14 protein-coding genes are annotated in these 14,875 nt (G+C 71.0%); 6 read left to right on the forward strand and 8 right to left on the reverse strand.

Going from position 1 to position 14,875, the window contains the following annotated elements; translation table 11 throughout:
* The first annotated feature begins 15 nt into the window (after positions 1-15).
* Positions 16-819 carry a DUF1707 domain-containing protein gene (locus ACFZBP_RS15025; protein ID WP_391413284.1) on the forward strand — a complete coding sequence of 268 codons (804 nt, stop codon included), beginning with the start codon at positions 16-18 and terminating at the stop codon, positions 817-819.
* Positions 820-945: 126 nt separating this feature from the next.
* Here the strand turns inward: ACFZBP_RS15025 and ACFZBP_RS15030 are convergent, their stop codons facing one another.
* Positions 946-2,283 carry an SGNH/GDSL hydrolase family protein gene (locus ACFZBP_RS15030; protein ID WP_383454802.1) on the reverse strand — a complete coding sequence of 446 codons (1,338 nt, stop codon included), beginning with the start codon at positions 2,281-2,283 and terminating at the stop codon, positions 946-948.
* Positions 2,284-2,620: 337 nt separating this feature from the next.
* On the opposite strand from ACFZBP_RS15030, the gene ACFZBP_RS15035 reads away from it, so the two are divergent.
* Together ACFZBP_RS15035 and ACFZBP_RS15040 are read left to right on the forward strand one after the other, a co-directional pair.
* Positions 2,621-3,883, forward strand: a complete 1,263-nt coding sequence (locus ACFZBP_RS15035) for a DUF445 family protein (protein WP_391413288.1) — start codon at positions 2,621-2,623, stop codon at positions 3,881-3,883.
* Positions 3,884-3,961: 78 nt separating this feature from the next.
* Entirely contained in the window at positions 3,962-5,452 is a 1,491-nt protein-coding gene (locus ACFZBP_RS15040) for an MFS transporter (RefSeq protein ID WP_391413290.1), read from the forward strand.
* Positions 5,453-5,573: 121 nt separating this feature from the next.
* On the opposite strand, the gene ACFZBP_RS15045 is transcribed toward ACFZBP_RS15040, so the two are convergent.
* Positions 5,574-7,055 carry an alginate lyase family protein gene (locus tag ACFZBP_RS15045; RefSeq protein ID WP_391414093.1) on the reverse strand — a complete coding sequence of 494 codons (1,482 nt, stop codon included), beginning with the start codon at positions 7,053-7,055 and terminating at the stop codon, positions 5,574-5,576.
* Positions 7,056-7,182: 127 nt separating this feature from the next.
* On the opposite strand from ACFZBP_RS15045, the gene ACFZBP_RS15050 reads away from it, so the two are divergent.
* Positions 7,183-7,542, forward strand: coding sequence for a VOC family protein (locus tag ACFZBP_RS15050; RefSeq protein WP_383454792.1), 360 nt, complete (start codon positions 7,183-7,185; stop codon positions 7,540-7,542).
* Between the two features lie 164 nt (positions 7,543-7,706).
* Here ACFZBP_RS15050 and ACFZBP_RS15055 read toward each other — a convergent pair whose 3' ends face one another.
* Together ACFZBP_RS15055 and ACFZBP_RS15060 are read right to left on the reverse strand one after the other, a co-directional pair.
* Positions 7,707-8,189, reverse strand: coding sequence for a hypothetical protein (locus ACFZBP_RS15055; protein ID WP_391413292.1), 483 nt, complete (start codon positions 8,187-8,189; stop codon positions 7,707-7,709).
* Positions 8,190-8,320: 131 nt separating this feature from the next.
* Entirely contained in the window at positions 8,321-9,178 is an 858-nt protein-coding gene (locus ACFZBP_RS15060; RefSeq protein WP_391413295.1) for an LLM class flavin-dependent oxidoreductase, read from the reverse strand.
* Positions 9,179-9,372: 194 nt separating this feature from the next.
* Between ACFZBP_RS15060 and ACFZBP_RS15065 the strand changes: the two genes are divergently transcribed.
* Together ACFZBP_RS15065 and ACFZBP_RS15070 are read left to right on the forward strand one after the other, a co-directional pair.
* Positions 9,373-10,065, forward strand: coding sequence for a hypothetical protein (locus ACFZBP_RS15065; RefSeq protein WP_391413297.1), 693 nt, complete (start codon positions 9,373-9,375; stop codon positions 10,063-10,065).
* A 452-nt stretch (positions 10,066-10,517) separates the two neighbouring features.
* Positions 10,518-12,377, forward strand: a complete 1,860-nt coding sequence (locus ACFZBP_RS15070) for a sigma-70 family RNA polymerase sigma factor (protein ID WP_391413299.1) — start codon at positions 10,518-10,520, stop codon at positions 12,375-12,377.
* A gap of 154 nt (positions 12,378-12,531) precedes the next feature.
* On the opposite strand, the gene ACFZBP_RS15075 is transcribed toward ACFZBP_RS15070, so the two are convergent.
* The 4 genes from ACFZBP_RS15075 to ACFZBP_RS15090 all read right to left on the reverse strand — a co-directional run bounded on the left by ACFZBP_RS15075 (position 12,532) and on the right by ACFZBP_RS15090 (position 14,773).
* Complete coding sequence (locus tag ACFZBP_RS15075) at positions 12,532-13,071, reverse strand: hypothetical protein (protein WP_391413301.1); 540 nt, start codon at positions 13,069-13,071, stop codon at positions 12,532-12,534.
* A gap of 68 nt (positions 13,072-13,139) precedes the next feature.
* Positions 13,140-13,700, reverse strand: a complete 561-nt coding sequence (locus ACFZBP_RS15080; RefSeq protein WP_391413303.1) for a hypothetical protein — start codon at positions 13,698-13,700, stop codon at positions 13,140-13,142.
* Between the two features lie 180 nt (positions 13,701-13,880).
* A complete protein-coding gene (locus tag ACFZBP_RS15085; protein WP_391413305.1) occupies positions 13,881-14,216 on the reverse strand; it encodes a hypothetical protein in 336 nt (111 codons plus the stop codon).
* Positions 14,217-14,539: 323 nt separating this feature from the next.
* Positions 14,540-14,773: a hypothetical protein gene (locus ACFZBP_RS15090; protein ID WP_383454770.1), complete on the reverse strand. Its 234-nt coding sequence runs from the start codon at positions 14,771-14,773 to the stop codon at positions 14,540-14,542.
* Between the last annotated feature and the right edge of the window lie 102 nt (positions 14,774-14,875).

The following is a 14,875-nucleotide window of genomic DNA, read 5'->3' on the forward strand; positions in this document are numbered from 1 at the left end:
CGTAGGCTGCCGTACATGACCGACGACGCCCCGGAGCTTCGTGCCTCCGACGCAGATCGTGAACGAGTCGCCGAGGTCCTGCGGGACGCCCTCGCCGAGGGACGTCTCGACATGGAGGAGTTCGAGGAACGCCTGGACGCCACGTACAAGGCCCGTACCTACGGGGAGCTGGCGCCGATCACCCGGGACCTGCCCGTCGGCGCGGTGGCCGTGCCCAAGGTCGACATGGTCAAGCGGCCCGAGGGGGAGGCCGGTTGGGCCGAGCGGATCGTCGGCGGTGAGGGGTCGTCGACGTGGGGCGTCGCCGTGATGGCGGGCTTCCAGCGCAAGGGGCGGTGGACGGCGCCGAGGCGGTTCACCGGGGTCGCCTTCATGGGCGGCGGGGAGATCGATCTGCGGGAGGCGAACTTCGCCGACCGGGAGATCGTGATCAACTGCGTCGCGATCATGGGCGGCATCGAGGTGATCGTGCCGCCCGGCGTCGAGGTCGTGGTGCGCGGGGTCGGGATCATGGGCGGCTTCGACGAACGTGACGAGAGCGTGCCGGGGGACCCGGGAGCGCCGCGGGTGATCGTGACCGGCCTCGCCTTCTGGGGCGGTGTCGAGGTCCAGCGCAAGCCGACGCGGGCCCAGCGGCAGGCGCTCCGCGAGGAACGCCGCCGGGAGCGGCTGGAACGGCGCGAACAGCGCCGGGAACTGCGCGAGTCCCTCCGCGACGAGCAGTACGAGACGCACCGGGAGATGCTGGAGGAGCACCGGGACATGTGGCGGCACGGGCACGGTGACCGCAGGACCCGTGGGGCGCGGGACGAGGACTGAGCGCGGGTTGTCCGGCACTCGGCGTCGGGCTGGGCACGGGCAGGTCACGCGGCCCGGCGTTGGCGGGGTGCCGCCGCGCCCACCCGTGCCGCCCTGCGGCACGACTGCCCGCGGCTGAGGCGGGGGTCACAGCTCGGCCGGGGCCGCGCCCTTCAGGTCCTTGAGGTCGAAGGTCGCCGCCATCTTCTCGTAGCCCTTGTCGCTCGGGTGGAGATGGTCGCCGGAGTCGTAGTCGGGGCGGAACTTGCGGGGGTTGTACGGGTCCCGCAGGGCCTGGTCGAAGTCGACGACCGCGTCGAAGACCTTGCCGGTGCGGATCTGGGCGTTGATCCGCTGGCGCACGTTCTCGCGGGCGTCGGTGTAGCCGCGGTGGCCCTGGAACGGCATCAGGGTGGCGCCGATGACCTTCAGGCCGCGGGCGTGGGACTGGCGGACCAGGGTGCGCAGGCCGTTCAGGATGCGGTTCGGGTCGGCGAGCTTGGGGTTGCGCAGGATGTCGTTGACGCCGAGGTCGATGACGACGACCTTGACGTTCGTCCGGGACAGGACGTCCCGGTGGAAGCGGCCGACGCCCGCCTGGTTGTCGGCGGGGCGCCCGGCGCCACTGGCCAGGATCTGGTTGCCGCTGATGCCCTGGTTGACGACGCTGTAGCGCGGCACGTCCTGGCCGGCGGCGACCGCCGCGCGCAGCCGGCGCGAGAGGACGTCCGTCCAGCGGCGGTTGGCGTTCTCGGTGGAGGTGATGCCGTCGGTCAGGGAGTCGCCGAAGACCACCACCGTGCCGTCGGACTCGTGGCTGAGGACGTCCAGCGCGGTGAGGTAGCGCCAGGAGCCGGTCTTCCCGGTGTACGCCACGCCGGTCGTGTCCTCGGTGAGGTCTCCCTCGGCGACGTAACTGGTCTGGCGGGCGTGCGGGTGGAAGGTCACCGGGCCGGACGGGGTGGGGGAGAAGGTGGTGACGAGGACGTCGGTGTCCGCGGGGATCGCGAGGCGCACGGCGTCGCTCAGCACCTGCCGCCCGGGCGGGATGACGACACTGGCGTTGCCGCCGAAGGTCAGCCGCCGCATCGTGTCCACGATGGCCGCCGCCGTCCCCGTGCCCGCGGCGACCGCGATCGAGGCGTGGGTGAGGGTCAGCGCGGACTGGCCGTAGAGGTTGGACAGCGTGATCCGCACGCTCGTGCCGCCGACACTCGTGTGGACGACGTTGCGCACCGAACGGCCCGCCAGGCCCTCGACCTCGGTGCCGGGCTCGGCGCCGACCGGCGAGGCGGACCAGGCGCCGACCCAGATGCCGGTGGAGGCGGGCGCCGCGGGGTCGCGCGGCGCGCCTTCACGGACGGGAGCGCTCCGGTTGGTGGCGCTGCCCTCGTCGGACGCGACTCCGACATATATGGCGGTCGAAACCGCCACGATCAGGGCGATTACCCCCGAAAGCAGGGCATAACCGTAATGCCTGGTCATGCGGTGCGTATCTCCTCGGGCGGATGGGAGCCCGAGGCTCCGATGTGATCACCTCATGATGCGTCATAAGGCAGAGAGGAGTTGCACAGACCCCCCATTGGGCCGCCGGAGTTCACCCGGACTTCGCCATCGACCTCCCCCCACCGAACAGACGCCGGGAACTCTTGATTCGTTCCAGGAGTCGGTCAGGAAGGGACAATGTGTGCGGGGGATCCTGGACGGGTGGAGCGGAATGGAACGTACGAATCCGGATGAAACGGGAACGCCTGGCGTAGACATGCATGCCCGGTCGGACGCCGCCGATAACCGGCGTGTGACCGCCTCGGCCGTTCGTGCGATGAACACGTTCACCGCCGCCGACGAGGAGAAGCGGCGCGGCGTACGGCGCATGAAGATCACGGCGACCGGGCTGCTGCTCTTCGTGGCGCTCGTGTACGTCCTCGCCAAGGTCGCCTCGAACCAGGGCGCCGGCGACTGGGCGCACTACGTCGCCGCGGCCGCCGAGGCAGGCATGGTCGGCGCGCTCGCCGACTGGTTCGCGGTCACCGCCCTGTTCCGCCACCCCCTCGGCCTGCCCATCCCGCACACCGCGATCATCCCCAACAAGAAGGACCAGCTGGGCGTCTCCCTGGGCGAGTTCGTCGGCGAGAACTTCCTCTCCGAGGACGTCGTACGACAACGCCTGCGCGCCGTCGGCATCGGCAGCCGCCTCGGCACCTGGCTGGCCGACCCCGAGCACGCCGACCGCGTGACCGCCGAGCTGTCGGCGGCGCTCCGGGGCGCCCTGACGGTCATGCGGGACTCGGACGTCCAGGCGGTCGTCGGCGAGGCGATCACCCGGCGCGCCGACGCCCAGGAGATCGCGCCCGGCATAGGGAAGATGCTGGAGAAGGTCGTCGCGGACGGCGGCCACAAGCGGGCCGTGGACCTGATCGTCGCGCGGGCCCAGCACTGGCTGATCCTGCACGACGAGGAGATCATGCACGCGGTCCAGGGCGGCGCCCCAGGCTGGACCCCGAAATTCGTCGACAAGAGGGTCGGCGAGCGCGTCTACAAGGAGCTGCTCCGCTTCGTCACCGAGATGCGCGACATGCCCTCCCACCCGGCCCGCGGCGCCCTGGACCGCTTCCTCACCGACTTCGCCTCCGACCTCCAGTCCGACACCGACACCCGCGCGCGGGTCGAGCGGCTCAAGGGCGAGGTGCTGGGCCGCGGCGAGGTCCAGGACCTCATCGCCTCCGCGTGGACCGCCGTACGCTCGATGATCGTCTCCGCCGCCGAGGACGAGCGCAGCGAGCTGCGGCTGCGCGTACGGGCCTCACTGCTGTCGCTGGGCGCGCGAATGGCGGTCGAGCCACGGCTCCAGGCCAAGGTCGACAGCTGGGTGGAGGGCGCCGCGGTGTACGTCGTCACCACCTACCGCAAGGAGATCACCTCCCTGATCACCGACACCGTGGCCGGCTGGGACGCCGAGCACACGACCCGGAAGATCGAGGCGCACATCGGCCGCGACCTCCAGTTCATCCGGATCAACGGCACGGTGGTCGGCTCGCTCGCCGGACTGCTGATCTACACGGTGTCGCGGGCGCTGGGGGCGTAGGCCCCGGGGGGTAGAACCGGCGTTCTCAGGGCACTCGGCACGGGTTCCGCTCGCTGAGGATCGCCGAGGAGGGGGCCCATGACCACCGCAGACGCCGAGACCGGCCGTACCGTCACCACCGACATCCCCGCCCGGCTCGACCGCCTGCCGTGGTCGCGCTGGCACTGGACGATCGTGATCGGCCTCGGCACCGTCTGGATCCTCGACGGACTGGAGGTCACGGTCGTCGGCAACATCGCGCCCCGCCTCTCCGAACCCGGCAGCGGACTGCCGATCACCTCCGGCCAGGTCACCGGCCTGGCCGCCGCGCTGTACGTGGCCGGTGCCTGCCTCGGCGCGCTGTTCTGGGGCCGGCTGACCGACAAATGGGGCCGCAAGAAGCTCTTCATGATCACGCTCGCGGTGTATCTGGCGGCGACGGCCCTGACCGCCCTCTCCTTCGAGACCTGGTGGTTCTTCCTCTTCCGCTTCCTGACCGGCTTCGGCATCGGCGGCGAGTACGCGGCGATCAACTCCGCGATCGACGAGCTGATCCCGGCCCAGTACCGCGGCCGCGTCGACCTGATGATCAACGGCAGCTTCTGGCTCGGCGCGGTCGGCGGCTCGCTGCTGTCGATCGTCGCGCTCAACACCGCTGTCCTGCCCGCGAACCTCGGCTGGCGGCTGACGTTCGCGCTCGGCGCCGTCCTCGCCCTGGTGATCCTGCTGGTGCGCCGGCACGTCCCGGAGAGCCCGCGCTGGCTGCTGATCCACGGCCGCGACGACGAGGCGGAACGGATCGTGTCCGACATCGAGCACAAGGTCGAGGCCGAGCGGACGGAGCCGCTGCCGCGCGCCGAGGGCGAGATCACCATCCGCCAGCGCCGGAGCGTGTCCTTCCTGGAGATCGGCCGCACGATCTTCGCCAAGTACCGCAGCCGGGCGACCCTCGGGTTCTCCCTCTTCATCGGCCAGGCGTTCCTCTACAACGCCATCACCTTCGGCTTCGGTGCCATCCTCACCACGTTCTTCGACGTGCCGAGCGGCAACACCGGCTACTACTTCGCCGTCATCGCCGTCGGCAACTTCCTCGGCCCGCTGCTGCTGGGCAAGCTGTTCGACACCGTCGGCCGCCGGATCATGATCTCCTCGACCTACCTGCTCTCGGGCCTGCTGCTCTTCGGCACCGCCTGGCTGTTCGACCGGGGCTCGCTCAGCGCGACCACGATGACGGCCTGCTGGTGCGCGGTGCTGTTCTTCGCCTCGGCCGGCGCGTCCAGCGCCTACCTCACGGTCTCCGAGGTCTTCCCGATGGAGACCCGCGCGATGTCCATCGCCTTCTTCTACGCCCTCGGCACCGCGGCCGGCGGCATCAGCGGCCCCCTGCTCTTCGCCGACCTCACCGAGACGGGCAAGGTCGGCGACACCGTCCTCGCCTTCCAGATCGGCGCGACCCTGATGTGCCTGGCCGGCCTGGTCGCGGCCTTCCTCGCGGTCCGCGCGGAACGCCGCTCGCTGGAGGACATCGCCCGGCCGCTCACGGCGGTGACGAAGCCGTCGGCGGCGAAGGCGACGGGGGCGACCGGGTGACCGGGTGACCGGAGAGTGAAGGACCGGTCCCGGCGCCCCTCGTGGTGGGAACCGGGACCGGAGACCGCGTCCCTCCGCGCGCCCCATAACTGGGACTGGGAGGATTACTGGGCTGGGAGGATTACTGGGGCTGGGAGGATCCGGACTCGCCCTGACCCCGGCCCCGGCGCCGCATCAGCAGCAGCCCACCGGCGAGGGCGGTGACGCCCGCGGCGGCGGTCCAGCCGACGACGTCGTTCGAGCCGGTCGCGGCGAGGTCCCCGCCCGTGGCGGCGGAGGAGGCGGATGCCGAGGGCGATGCGATGACTCCGCCCTGCGGCCGAGCGTCCGAGCCCGCACCGGCCGACGCACCGGCTGAAGCCGAAGCCGCCGGACTCGGCGAACCACCCGTGCCCGTGCCCGCCCCAGCGGCCTTCTCCCGCGTGAACGCCAGCGTGCCGAAGCCCAGTTGGTCGTAGCCGCCGCTGTTGGGCCCGTAGTCCCCGCCGCCGCCCTCCGGCGCCGCCTTCGCGGCGATCCGCGTGAGGTACGTCGCCGACAGGCCCCGGCGCCTGGTGTAGTGGTTGGCGATCATCGCCCAGATGGGACGGGTCATCGCCGGGTCCACGGGAGCGGCCTCGGTGACGGTCTCCGACCCCGACCAGCCGTTGATCGCGCCCTTCTTACGGGTGTTCGCGGTGAACGGCACGTCCCCGCCCAGGGCCCACTTGGCGACGTACTGGGCGCCCTTGAGGAAGCGGCTGTCGTCGTAGCCGTACAGGTCGATGCCCTGGTTCCAGGCCATCTCGCAGAAGGTGCCCATCAGGCCGACGCCGAGCAGCGCGTGCCCCTGGTCGCGGCCCGCCTCCAGCCATTCGGCGAGTCCGTCGTCGTGCACGACGGGGATGGCGTTCCGGATCGACCCGAGCCCCTCGCCGTGCTTGAAGTACTCGACGGCCCGGGCGACCTGGGCCCGGTCGTCGCAGAAGATGCCGGCGGCCAGGACGCAGGCCATGGCGGCCAGGTCCCAGTTGGTCCAGTAGTTGGAGATGACGGCGCCGTTGTGCCGGACCAGGAAGTCGTCGCTGAGCGAGGCGAAGCAGGTGCTCAGCATCTCCTTGAACCGGTCGAGCTCGAAGTCGGGGTGGTCGCGGACCAGTTCGGCGGCGTTGGCGATCTGGTAGCCGTACAGCCCGGCGGCCAGGAACCGGTCGGCGCTGCCCTGCACGCTCGTCAGCTTCGCCGACCAGGCGTTGAGGATGGCGACGGCCGTGTCGGCGTGCGCGCTGTCGCCGCTGACGTGGTGCCGCAGGGCGTTCTGGTAGGCGGCGTGGACGTCGTTGTAGAGGGTGGCGTAGTTCTGCGGCGACCCCGCGCCCCGGTACACGACCTCCTGCGGGTTGGCCGCCCAGCCGCTCTGCGCGTGCCGGTTGGCGGTCAGCCTGGCGAACCCGGCGGTGTGGGGAGCGGCGCCCGCCTTCACCTTGGCCGCCATACGGTCGAGGTCGGCGCCGGTGTGCAGAAGGCCGGGGTGGGCGTAGGCGCCGGCCGCCACGGCGGGGCTCGGCAGCACGGCCGTACCGATCCCGACGGCTCCGGCTGCCGCGCCCGCGGCCTTGAGCATGCTCCGGCGGCTGATCTGTCGTGTCACGTCGTCATTCCTCGCGTGCCTGCGGCTGGGGACGGTGAGGAGACGGGGGAAGACTGGGGGCGATAACAGAAAGTCCGACGCCGACGAGGAGCCGCATCCGATGACCGTCCGCAGGATCGTCCCCAACCACCAGGTCACGTCCGCGCAGCAGCTGGAGACCAGCCGTGACTTCTACGCCCTGCTCGGCTTCGAGCAAGTGATGGACATGGGCTGGGTGACAACCATGGCGTCCCCCACCAACCCCACCGCCCAGATCAGCTTCTTCACCGAGGAACGCACCGCCCCCGTCGTCCCCGACCTGAGCGTGGAGGTCGAGGACGTCGACGCCGTCTACGCGCAGGTGGTGGCATCGGGCGCCGAGATCGTACGGGAGATCCGTGACGAGGACTGGGGCGTCCGACGCTTCTTCACCCGCGACCCGACCGGCCGAGTGATCAACGTACTGACCCACCGCTCCTAGAGCCCTAGGAGCCCCCTGGCCGCTACGCCGTTGAAGGGGCTCGGTGCTGTTTCAGTGCGGGGCTGTTTCATCGGCGCGACGGCAACGCCCTAAAGGGGCGCGGGGAACTGCGCGACCAGCCACAACGACGCCGCAGCCGCCAACAATCCAACCACGGCACCCCCTTATCCGCCCGCCCGCACCCAGCGCCGCTCCGAGACGAGCACCGACCCGATCACACCCCCGGCCCCGAGGAGAGCAAGCCCGAACACGGCCGGATTGACGTACCCCGGCACGTCACCGTTGTCGTAGCTCCCACCGTCACTGGTCTCGCAGACGAACCCGAGCGGAACATACGTCACCCAGTGGTCAACGATCTCGACGCCCTCCCGGCTCCGCTCCTGCCACCCCGCCGTACGGCACGACCGGGCAGGCGACGAGTCCGTCCCGCCGTCCTCCGCCGTCATGACCGCGCCGCACACGGCGAGCAGCCCCCACGCGTACAGAGCACACGCCCCACCGCCCGCGAGGGCGGCGAGACCACGCAGCACGGCGGCAGCGTGCGCGCGCCGCAGCCCGTGGTCGGCCAGCGTGCGGCCGCCGTAGCCGCACAGCCCCACGGCGACGATCACCGCGACCACCACGAACAGCAGGATCAGCAGGAACACGTGGCCTCCGGACAGGGTGGACGACGACGGGTGCGCCGAGTCCAACAGGACCCGACGCACCCGGCTGTGACGGACGCCATAGTTCCGGCAACAGCGCTGTCACAGAAGCGGGTTCAGGTGGGTCCAGGACCTCACAGCAGGTCGGCCAGCCGGCCCACCTGGTCCGGGTCGACGCCGTAGCAGTAGAGCATGACCTCGTCGGCACCCAGGTCGGCGAACGCGGCCAACGCGGCCCGGATCTCGCCGGGAGTGGTGAGGAGCCCGGCGACCATACGGTCGGCCATGCCGGTGAAGGTGTAGTACGCGTGCATCCGGGCGCGCGCGTCGTCCACCACGTCCGGCGGACCGAGCGCGACGTTCACCTGGGCCACGAGACGGGGCTGCCCCTCGCGGCCGTAGTCCTTCCAGAACCCGCGCACGGTGTCGAACAGACCGCCCGCCCAGGAGGGCGCCGCCGCGCAGAGGAAGCCGTCGCCCCAGCGAGCGACGCGTTCGAGCGCGACGGGCTTGAAGCCGCCGAAGAGGATCTCCGGGCCGCCGATACGCGCGGGCACCGGGCCGATGGGACCGACGCCGTCGCCGTACGGCTCGCCGTGCCACAGGCGGCTCATGGCGGCCATCTGCTCGTCGAGGCGCCGCCCCCGGGTGCGCAGGTCGGTGCCGGTGGCCAGGTGGTCGTCGTCCCGGCCGCCGACACCGAGACCGAGGACGAACCGCCCCCCGGTCATCCGGTCCAGCGTGGCCGCCTGCTTGGCCAGCAGGGCGGTGTCCCGCAGCGGGGCGAGCAGCACCTCGGTCTGGACGCGGATGCGCGCGGTCGCGCCCGCGAGGACGGCCAGGGCGACCAGCGGCTCCGGGTTGTCGTAGACGAGCCGGTCGAGGAGTCCGAGTGTGCTGAAGGGGCCGGCGTCGGCGCGCCGGGCCCAGGTGAGAAGGGCGGCCGGGTCGCCGATGGGCAGACCGATGCCCACGTCTGTACGGACGTTCATGAAGGGGCCTTTCGAAAGAGGGGTCGACAAGGACTGCCGCCCCTCCTGCACCTCCACGAGGTGGGACGCTCCCGCTCTGCGGCTTCTTTCCGGGGAAACGTCTCTTCGAAGTGAACTCACTGTAGAGCGGCCCGTTTTGGCGCCACAAACCATTTTGTGCGGCGGGCAGGGCACGGATGGGCCACCATCGCCGGATGCGCCCCACCCAGGAAGCCGATGACGAACGCCCTGAGGAGCCCGTCGGCGAACGCTCTGAGGAGCCGGTCGGCGAACGCTCTGAGGAGCCGGTCGGCGAACGCTCTGAGGAGCCGGTCGGCGAACGCTCTGAGGAGCCGGTCGGCGAACTCCCCGAGGAACCCGTCGACGAACTCCCCGAAGAGCCGGTCGATGAACTCCCCGATGAGCCGGTCGGCGAACTCCCCGACGAGCAGCCTCCCGAGCACGCCCGGTTCGCCGCCTACACCCTTCAGCTGGAGAACTCCACGCCCGGCGAGGAAGCGGCCCTGGTCCGCCGTGTCCTCACCGACCCGGACCGGACGATGGCAGAGTCCGCCGTGACCCGTCACCTGGACCGCCGGGCCGCCGCGAGCCACGCGGCCCCCGGGTACACCGCCTGGGCCCAGTCGATGGCCGCGGCGACGACCGGTCACGCCTTCCTGGCCGGCCGCCTCCGCGAGTGGGCGCTCTTCAGAGCCGTACTCCTGAACCACCCGTGGGACCCCGATGCCCTGACCGGATCGTCGTCCGACTGGCTCCAGCTCAAGCTCGCCGAGGCCCCGGACACACCGACCCCCGCCCTCACCCTCCTCGCCGACGAGGGCCGAACGAAGCGGATCCGCCACCTGGCACGGGCAGGCCTACGGCTCCGGCGAGTACCTCGGCCCTGAGCCCCGGGAGGACCCGCGTTCGAGGACGACCGTCCGCATCCCCCGGCCCGCTCTCCTCGTGCCGCACCCGCACCCGCACCCGCAGCCCGGCCGTCCGGAGCTGGTCCAGCACCCAGGCGTGGGAGAGCCGCGGCTTGCGGTAACTGCGTTCCGTAACAGTCCAGTTGGCGCCAGAGGGGTTGGGGGCGTCGACGCCGTCGGCGTTCCCGGTGTGGGGCGCATGGACGTTCTTCTCCACGGTCGGGGTGTCCTGCCGGTCTGCTGTCGGTCCACTGCTGGTCTCCGTGCGCCTTCTCGACCAGGCGCCAGCCCTGCGATTACGCACAACAACCGCACGCACCTGTGATCTAACTCACCCGAACTATTTGCTTGAGATTTTAGTCATCTACGCTGACAAACTCGTCCGCACCCTTCAGCCCATTGGCCCAGCAGGCAACCGGAGCGTTCCAACCATGTCCGACGGTTCCGCCAAGGTGCCCGCCCAGGCGACACCTCCCGTGTCCACCACCGCCTCGTACGCCCGTATCTACGAGGAACAGCAGCCGCGCCTGGTCGCGTTCGCGCGCTCGCTCACCCGCAACAACTCCTGGGCGGCCGAGGACCTGGTCGCCGAGGCGCACTTCCGCGTCTGGCGGCGGCTGTCGGCGGGGCACGAGATCGAGAACGTACCGGCGTACCTGATGACGACGGTGCGGCACCTGGCGGCGACGGCCGGTGGCGAGACGCGCGAGACCCCGCACCACGACCCGCAGACCGCCGAGCGGGCCGGGGCCGCCACCCACGTCGAGAGCATGACGGACCCCGCCGAACAGGTCTCCTCGGTCGACCTGTTGGTACGGGTGCTGGGCCAACTGCCCGAACGCTGGGTACAGGCCCTGTGGCTCGCGGAGGCGGAGGGGCAGCCGCTGGAGACGGTCGGGCGGCGCATCGGCGCCAAGGAGGGTGCGACGGCCGTACTGCTGCACCGCGCCCGCGAAGGCATGCGGCAGGCCTTCCTCCGCTCCCAGACAGGCGCCCCCGACGACCCCGCGTGCGAGGTCCACTGGGTACGCATGCCTGCCTACGTCCGCGGCAACGCGACCCCGCGCCAGTCGGAACGCCTCCTCGCCCACGTGGACGCCTGCGCCGACTGCCGCGGCCGGCTCGCGGTACTCATGCGCGCCAACGACCGGCTCCCCGCGCTGGTCGGCCCGGCCCTGCTGGTCCTCGGCCTGGGCACCGCGGGCAAGTTCCTGCTCCCGCTGGCCGCCGGGTCGGCGGGCGCGACGGCTGCGCTCGGCGGTCAGGTGGGAAGCGTGCTGCACGGGGTCCGTCAGGCGGTGACCGGCGGTGGGGCGGGCACGGCGAAGGTGCCTGCCGCCGTCGCGGCCGGCGCGACGGTCACCGGCATGGCCCTCGCGATGGTCCTCGCCTTCGGCACGGGCGGCTCCACGCCGACGCCTGCGCCGCCCCGGGTACCGCTGGCGGAGGCGCCGGTGGCGCAGCCGTCGGAGGAGGCCGGGGTGGGGGAGTCGGGAGTGCCCAAGGGCCCGGGTGGACCGGCCGGGGTACCCGAGGTGAAGCAGGCCGAGCAGCGTCGGGCGGACGGCGGGGCCGAGGTTGTGGGTGCCGAGGTCGGCGGTTCCGGTACGGCGGGGGCGGGGCTGTGGGCGAGTTCGGGGCCGAGGTTGAGCCAGGGTGACGGGAACGGAGACGGGGCCGGGGCCGAAACGGGAACGGGAACTGGAACTGGAACCGGGGCGGTGGTTGACGGGGAGCCCGGTCCGGAGGTCGTGCCCGGGCCCGGTCCGGAGGTCGTGCCCGGCCCCGGTCCGGTGGCTGTCGTCCTGCCGCCTCCGGCGGTGGTGGTCGAGGTGCCGGGCGAGCAACCGCCTGGCGAGGAGTTGCCGACCGTCGATGAGCCTCCGGCCGTCGCTGAGCCTGCCCCGAGCCCTGCCGGGCCGGTGACCGGCCCTCCGGCAGATGCTCCTGAGGTGCCGGAGACCTCTGAGGTGCCGGGGACACCCGAGGTGCCGGAGACCTCTGAGCCGCCGGAGACACCCGAGGTGCCGGAGGCGCCGGCGCAGGTGGTGCCGTCCCCGGAGCAACCGGAAGCCCCGGCTGCGCCGACCACGCCGTACGCCCCGGGGGCCGAGACGCCTGCGCCGCCTTCGCCGGAGCCGTCGACTCCAACTCCCGTAGAGCCAGGGCCTGTTGAGGAGGTCCCGGAAGTCCCGCAGTCGCCGGACACCCCCATCCCTCCGGCGACGACGGAACCCGACCCTGCCCCGCAGCCCGCGCCCGGGAACCCCGGCGACGGCTGCGGGAACTGAAAAGGGCGGCTGGGCAGGTCACCCTTCCGCAACGCAAGGGCGCCCATGACAACGCAACGGCGCCCGCGACAACGTCACGAGTCAGTGCGCCGGCAGGGCGACCAGCCAGCCCGATCCGCCTCGCACGTGTGGTGACCGCGGGCGCCCCTGTGTGTCAGGTGACCAGCAAGCGGTTGAAGAACGAGCGGTAGTGTCGCAGGGCCTGGCGCAGGTCCTCGGTGTTCGCCTGTTCACCGCGGTTCCACTGCCCTTCCAGTTCCTGCTTGTGGTCTGCGAAGGTGGTGGCGAGCTTTTGCATCACGTCGGCGACGAGCGCGTCGGCGGTGTGCACGGCGTCGCGGGGGTCGTCCACGAACTTGTTCTGTACCTGCTCCCACCGTGTGCGGAAGCCCTCCTCGTCTTCCGGGGTGAGAAGCTGGGGCACCTCATCCTCCTGAGCTGCCGCATTCGCCTCCACAGCCTCGTCCTCCACAGCCTCGTCCTCCACAGCCTCGTCCTCCACAGCCTCGTCCTCAGCGGGCTCGACGGGCTCGACGGATTCGCTCGGCGTGGGCGTGCTCTCACCAGGGAAAGTCGGTACGTCGGCCGGTGTGCGCGCCCCGCTTTCCGGCGTGGGCCTTTCGCGTGGTTGGGCGATGTCGTCCGTGGACAGGCCGCTCGCGGCAGCGGTGTCCGGTATGTCCTTGTGTCGCATTTCTCCTCCGCTCCCGGGAGGCCGAGGCCGGTCTCCCGGACCTGCGCGGCGGGTTGTCCGTCGAGCCGTCAGGCCGGTGCCGCGCGGCGGGGTCCGCCGCCGTCGCCGAGCAGCTCGTCGAACAGGGCCCGGTAGTGCACCATGGCCCCCCGCAATTGTTCGGTGGTCGCCTCATGCCGGGTGCTGAGCACGTCGACTTCGTGGGCGGCCCGGTAATGCTCGAGTGTGCGGCTGTGCTGGACCGAGAGGTCCTTGAGCTGTTGCTCGAAGTCCTGGGTCGGGTAGCCACGCTCATGCATCAGAGACGTCACCAGGCGGTCGGCGTGGTGCACGGCGTCATCCGGCCGGTCCACGAATTCGTCCTGCACGCTGGTCCAGTCCCGGGTGTAACGCTCCCTGGCCCCGCTGTCCAGCGGCTTGATGTCCAAGGCGTCGTGCCGCTTCTCGCGTTCCCTGAGCTCACGCTCGCCGGCCATGCGGCTGTCGGCATCCTCGATCGTTCGTTCATACTCCGGGCCGAAGCGCTCACGCAGACCCCGGCGACGCATGATCAGCGAGGCTGCCACGACTGCCAGGACGACCACCACCGCGATGGGAATGATGATCGCCAGAAGTGTCGCTGTTGACATGGGGCAGACCCCCTGACGTGCGGCCTTACACTTTCTTCTCTTTTATGACGAATCACCGCTTTTCCGTCTTTGAAACGAGGCTCGCGGACGGAGACCACCGGTCAGGCGTTTCGCGGCCTGGGGAGGTGAGGCCACCCGGATGTTCCGACTCGTACGTCACCCGCTGGTTCGATGCGTACGTCACCGGGCCGGTTCGATGCGGAGGACCGCGGCGTTGTCGTGGATCTCGACGACCTGAAGGCTCATGGCGTCGTTGATCGTCGCGGCTGGTCCCTCGCCGCAGCGCAGCACGACGCCGCCACCCTCGGAAGACACTCCGCCGCCTCCGGAACAGCCCGAAACGCTGAAGGCGGACCCCGTCAGCTGCGCGGTCATCTCGACCTCGCCGCCGTTGATCGCCGTCACCTCGATCGGCCCGAGGTCGTACGCTTCCGGCACCGCCACGACGTCACCGACGGCGACCTCGATCTCGCACGTCCCGTCAGCGCACGGCCCCGTCGGCGAGGGCGATGGCATGGCGTTACGTGTGGGAGTCGGCGTCGGGTCGGACGCCGGTGGCCCGGAGCGGGGGCCGTCGGGCCGGCCCTCGGCAGGGGCCCTGTCCGAACCATCCGAGGAACACGACGTGAGGGCGGCGAGCAGGACGGGGACAACGACGGCGACGACGGCGGTGGTTGACGGTATACGCATCATGGCGACCCATGGAACCCCGCCCGGGCCGGGACCCCTCCCGGATCTTCCCGTTTGCCGACGGCTCGGGAAGGCCCCGGTGGCCGGACTGCCGCCCGGCCACCGGGGCCTCTCGATGAACTACGACCACACGGCGGATGCGCTGTCGCTCAGCAATTGGAGCCGACACCGCCGTACTGCGCGCCAGGGTTGCCCTCGCCATTGAGCAGGTTGCCCGCAAGGCCGTTGAGCACCCCGACCTGACCGAGAATGTCGACGTTCATGTCGTGAGAGTGGCACCCATGCCCGCCATACATGGGCTGCGCGGTGGCGGTGCCGGTGGCTATGAGGCTCAGGGTCCCGACCATCGCGGCCGCAACAGCGGCCTTCTGAAGCTTGCGCATTTCTCCTCCTTGGGTCGAGTAGAGCGCACACCTAAAGATCCACATTGCGCTCATTTCGGAGGCTAATCCGATATGCCCGACAGCGCTCATCGAAGCTGCCAT

The organism is Streptomyces sp. NPDC008086 (assembly GCF_042957325.1).
Classification (GTDB): Bacteria; Actinomycetota; Actinomycetes; order Streptomycetales; family Streptomycetaceae; genus Streptomyces.

Bases quoted from the DNA above. Each gene is read 5' to 3' on its own strand.
- ACFZBP_RS15025 (WP_391413284.1), top strand. From the start codon at position 16: ATGACCGACGACGCCCCGGAGCTTCGTGCCTCCGACGCAGATCGTGAA.
- ACFZBP_RS15030 (WP_383454802.1), bottom strand. From the start codon at position 2,283: ATGACCAGGCATTACGGTTATGCCCTGCTTTCGGGGGTAATCGCCCTG.
- ACFZBP_RS15035 (WP_391413288.1), top strand. From the start codon at position 2,621: ATGAACACGTTCACCGCCGCCGACGAGGAGAAGCGGCGCGGCGTACGG.
- ACFZBP_RS15040 (WP_391413290.1), top strand. From the start codon at position 3,962: ATGACCACCGCAGACGCCGAGACCGGCCGTACCGTCACCACCGACATC.
- ACFZBP_RS15045 (WP_391414093.1), bottom strand. From the start codon at position 7,055: ATGCTCAAGGCCGCGGGCGCGGCAGCCGGAGCCGTCGGGATCGGTACG.
- ACFZBP_RS15050 (WP_383454792.1), top strand. From the start codon at position 7,183: ATGACCGTCCGCAGGATCGTCCCCAACCACCAGGTCACGTCCGCGCAG.
- ACFZBP_RS15060 (WP_391413295.1), bottom strand. From the start codon at position 9,178: ATGAACGTCCGTACAGACGTGGGCATCGGTCTGCCCATCGGCGACCCG.
- ACFZBP_RS15065 (WP_391413297.1), top strand. From the start codon at position 9,373: ATGCGCCCCACCCAGGAAGCCGATGACGAACGCCCTGAGGAGCCCGTC.
- ACFZBP_RS15070 (WP_391413299.1), top strand. From the start codon at position 10,518: ATGTCCGACGGTTCCGCCAAGGTGCCCGCCCAGGCGACACCTCCCGTG.
- ACFZBP_RS15075 (WP_391413301.1), bottom strand. From the start codon at position 13,071: ATGCGACACAAGGACATACCGGACACCGCTGCCGCGAGCGGCCTGTCC.
- ACFZBP_RS15080 (WP_391413303.1), bottom strand. From the start codon at position 13,700: ATGTCAACAGCGACACTTCTGGCGATCATCATTCCCATCGCGGTGGTG.
- ACFZBP_RS15085 (WP_391413305.1), bottom strand. From the start codon at position 14,216: ATGCCATCGCCCTCGCCGACGGGGCCGTGCGCTGACGGGACGTGCGAG.
- ACFZBP_RS15090 (WP_383454770.1), bottom strand. From the start codon at position 14,773: ATGCGCAAGCTTCAGAAGGCCGCTGTTGCGGCCGCGATGGTCGGGACC.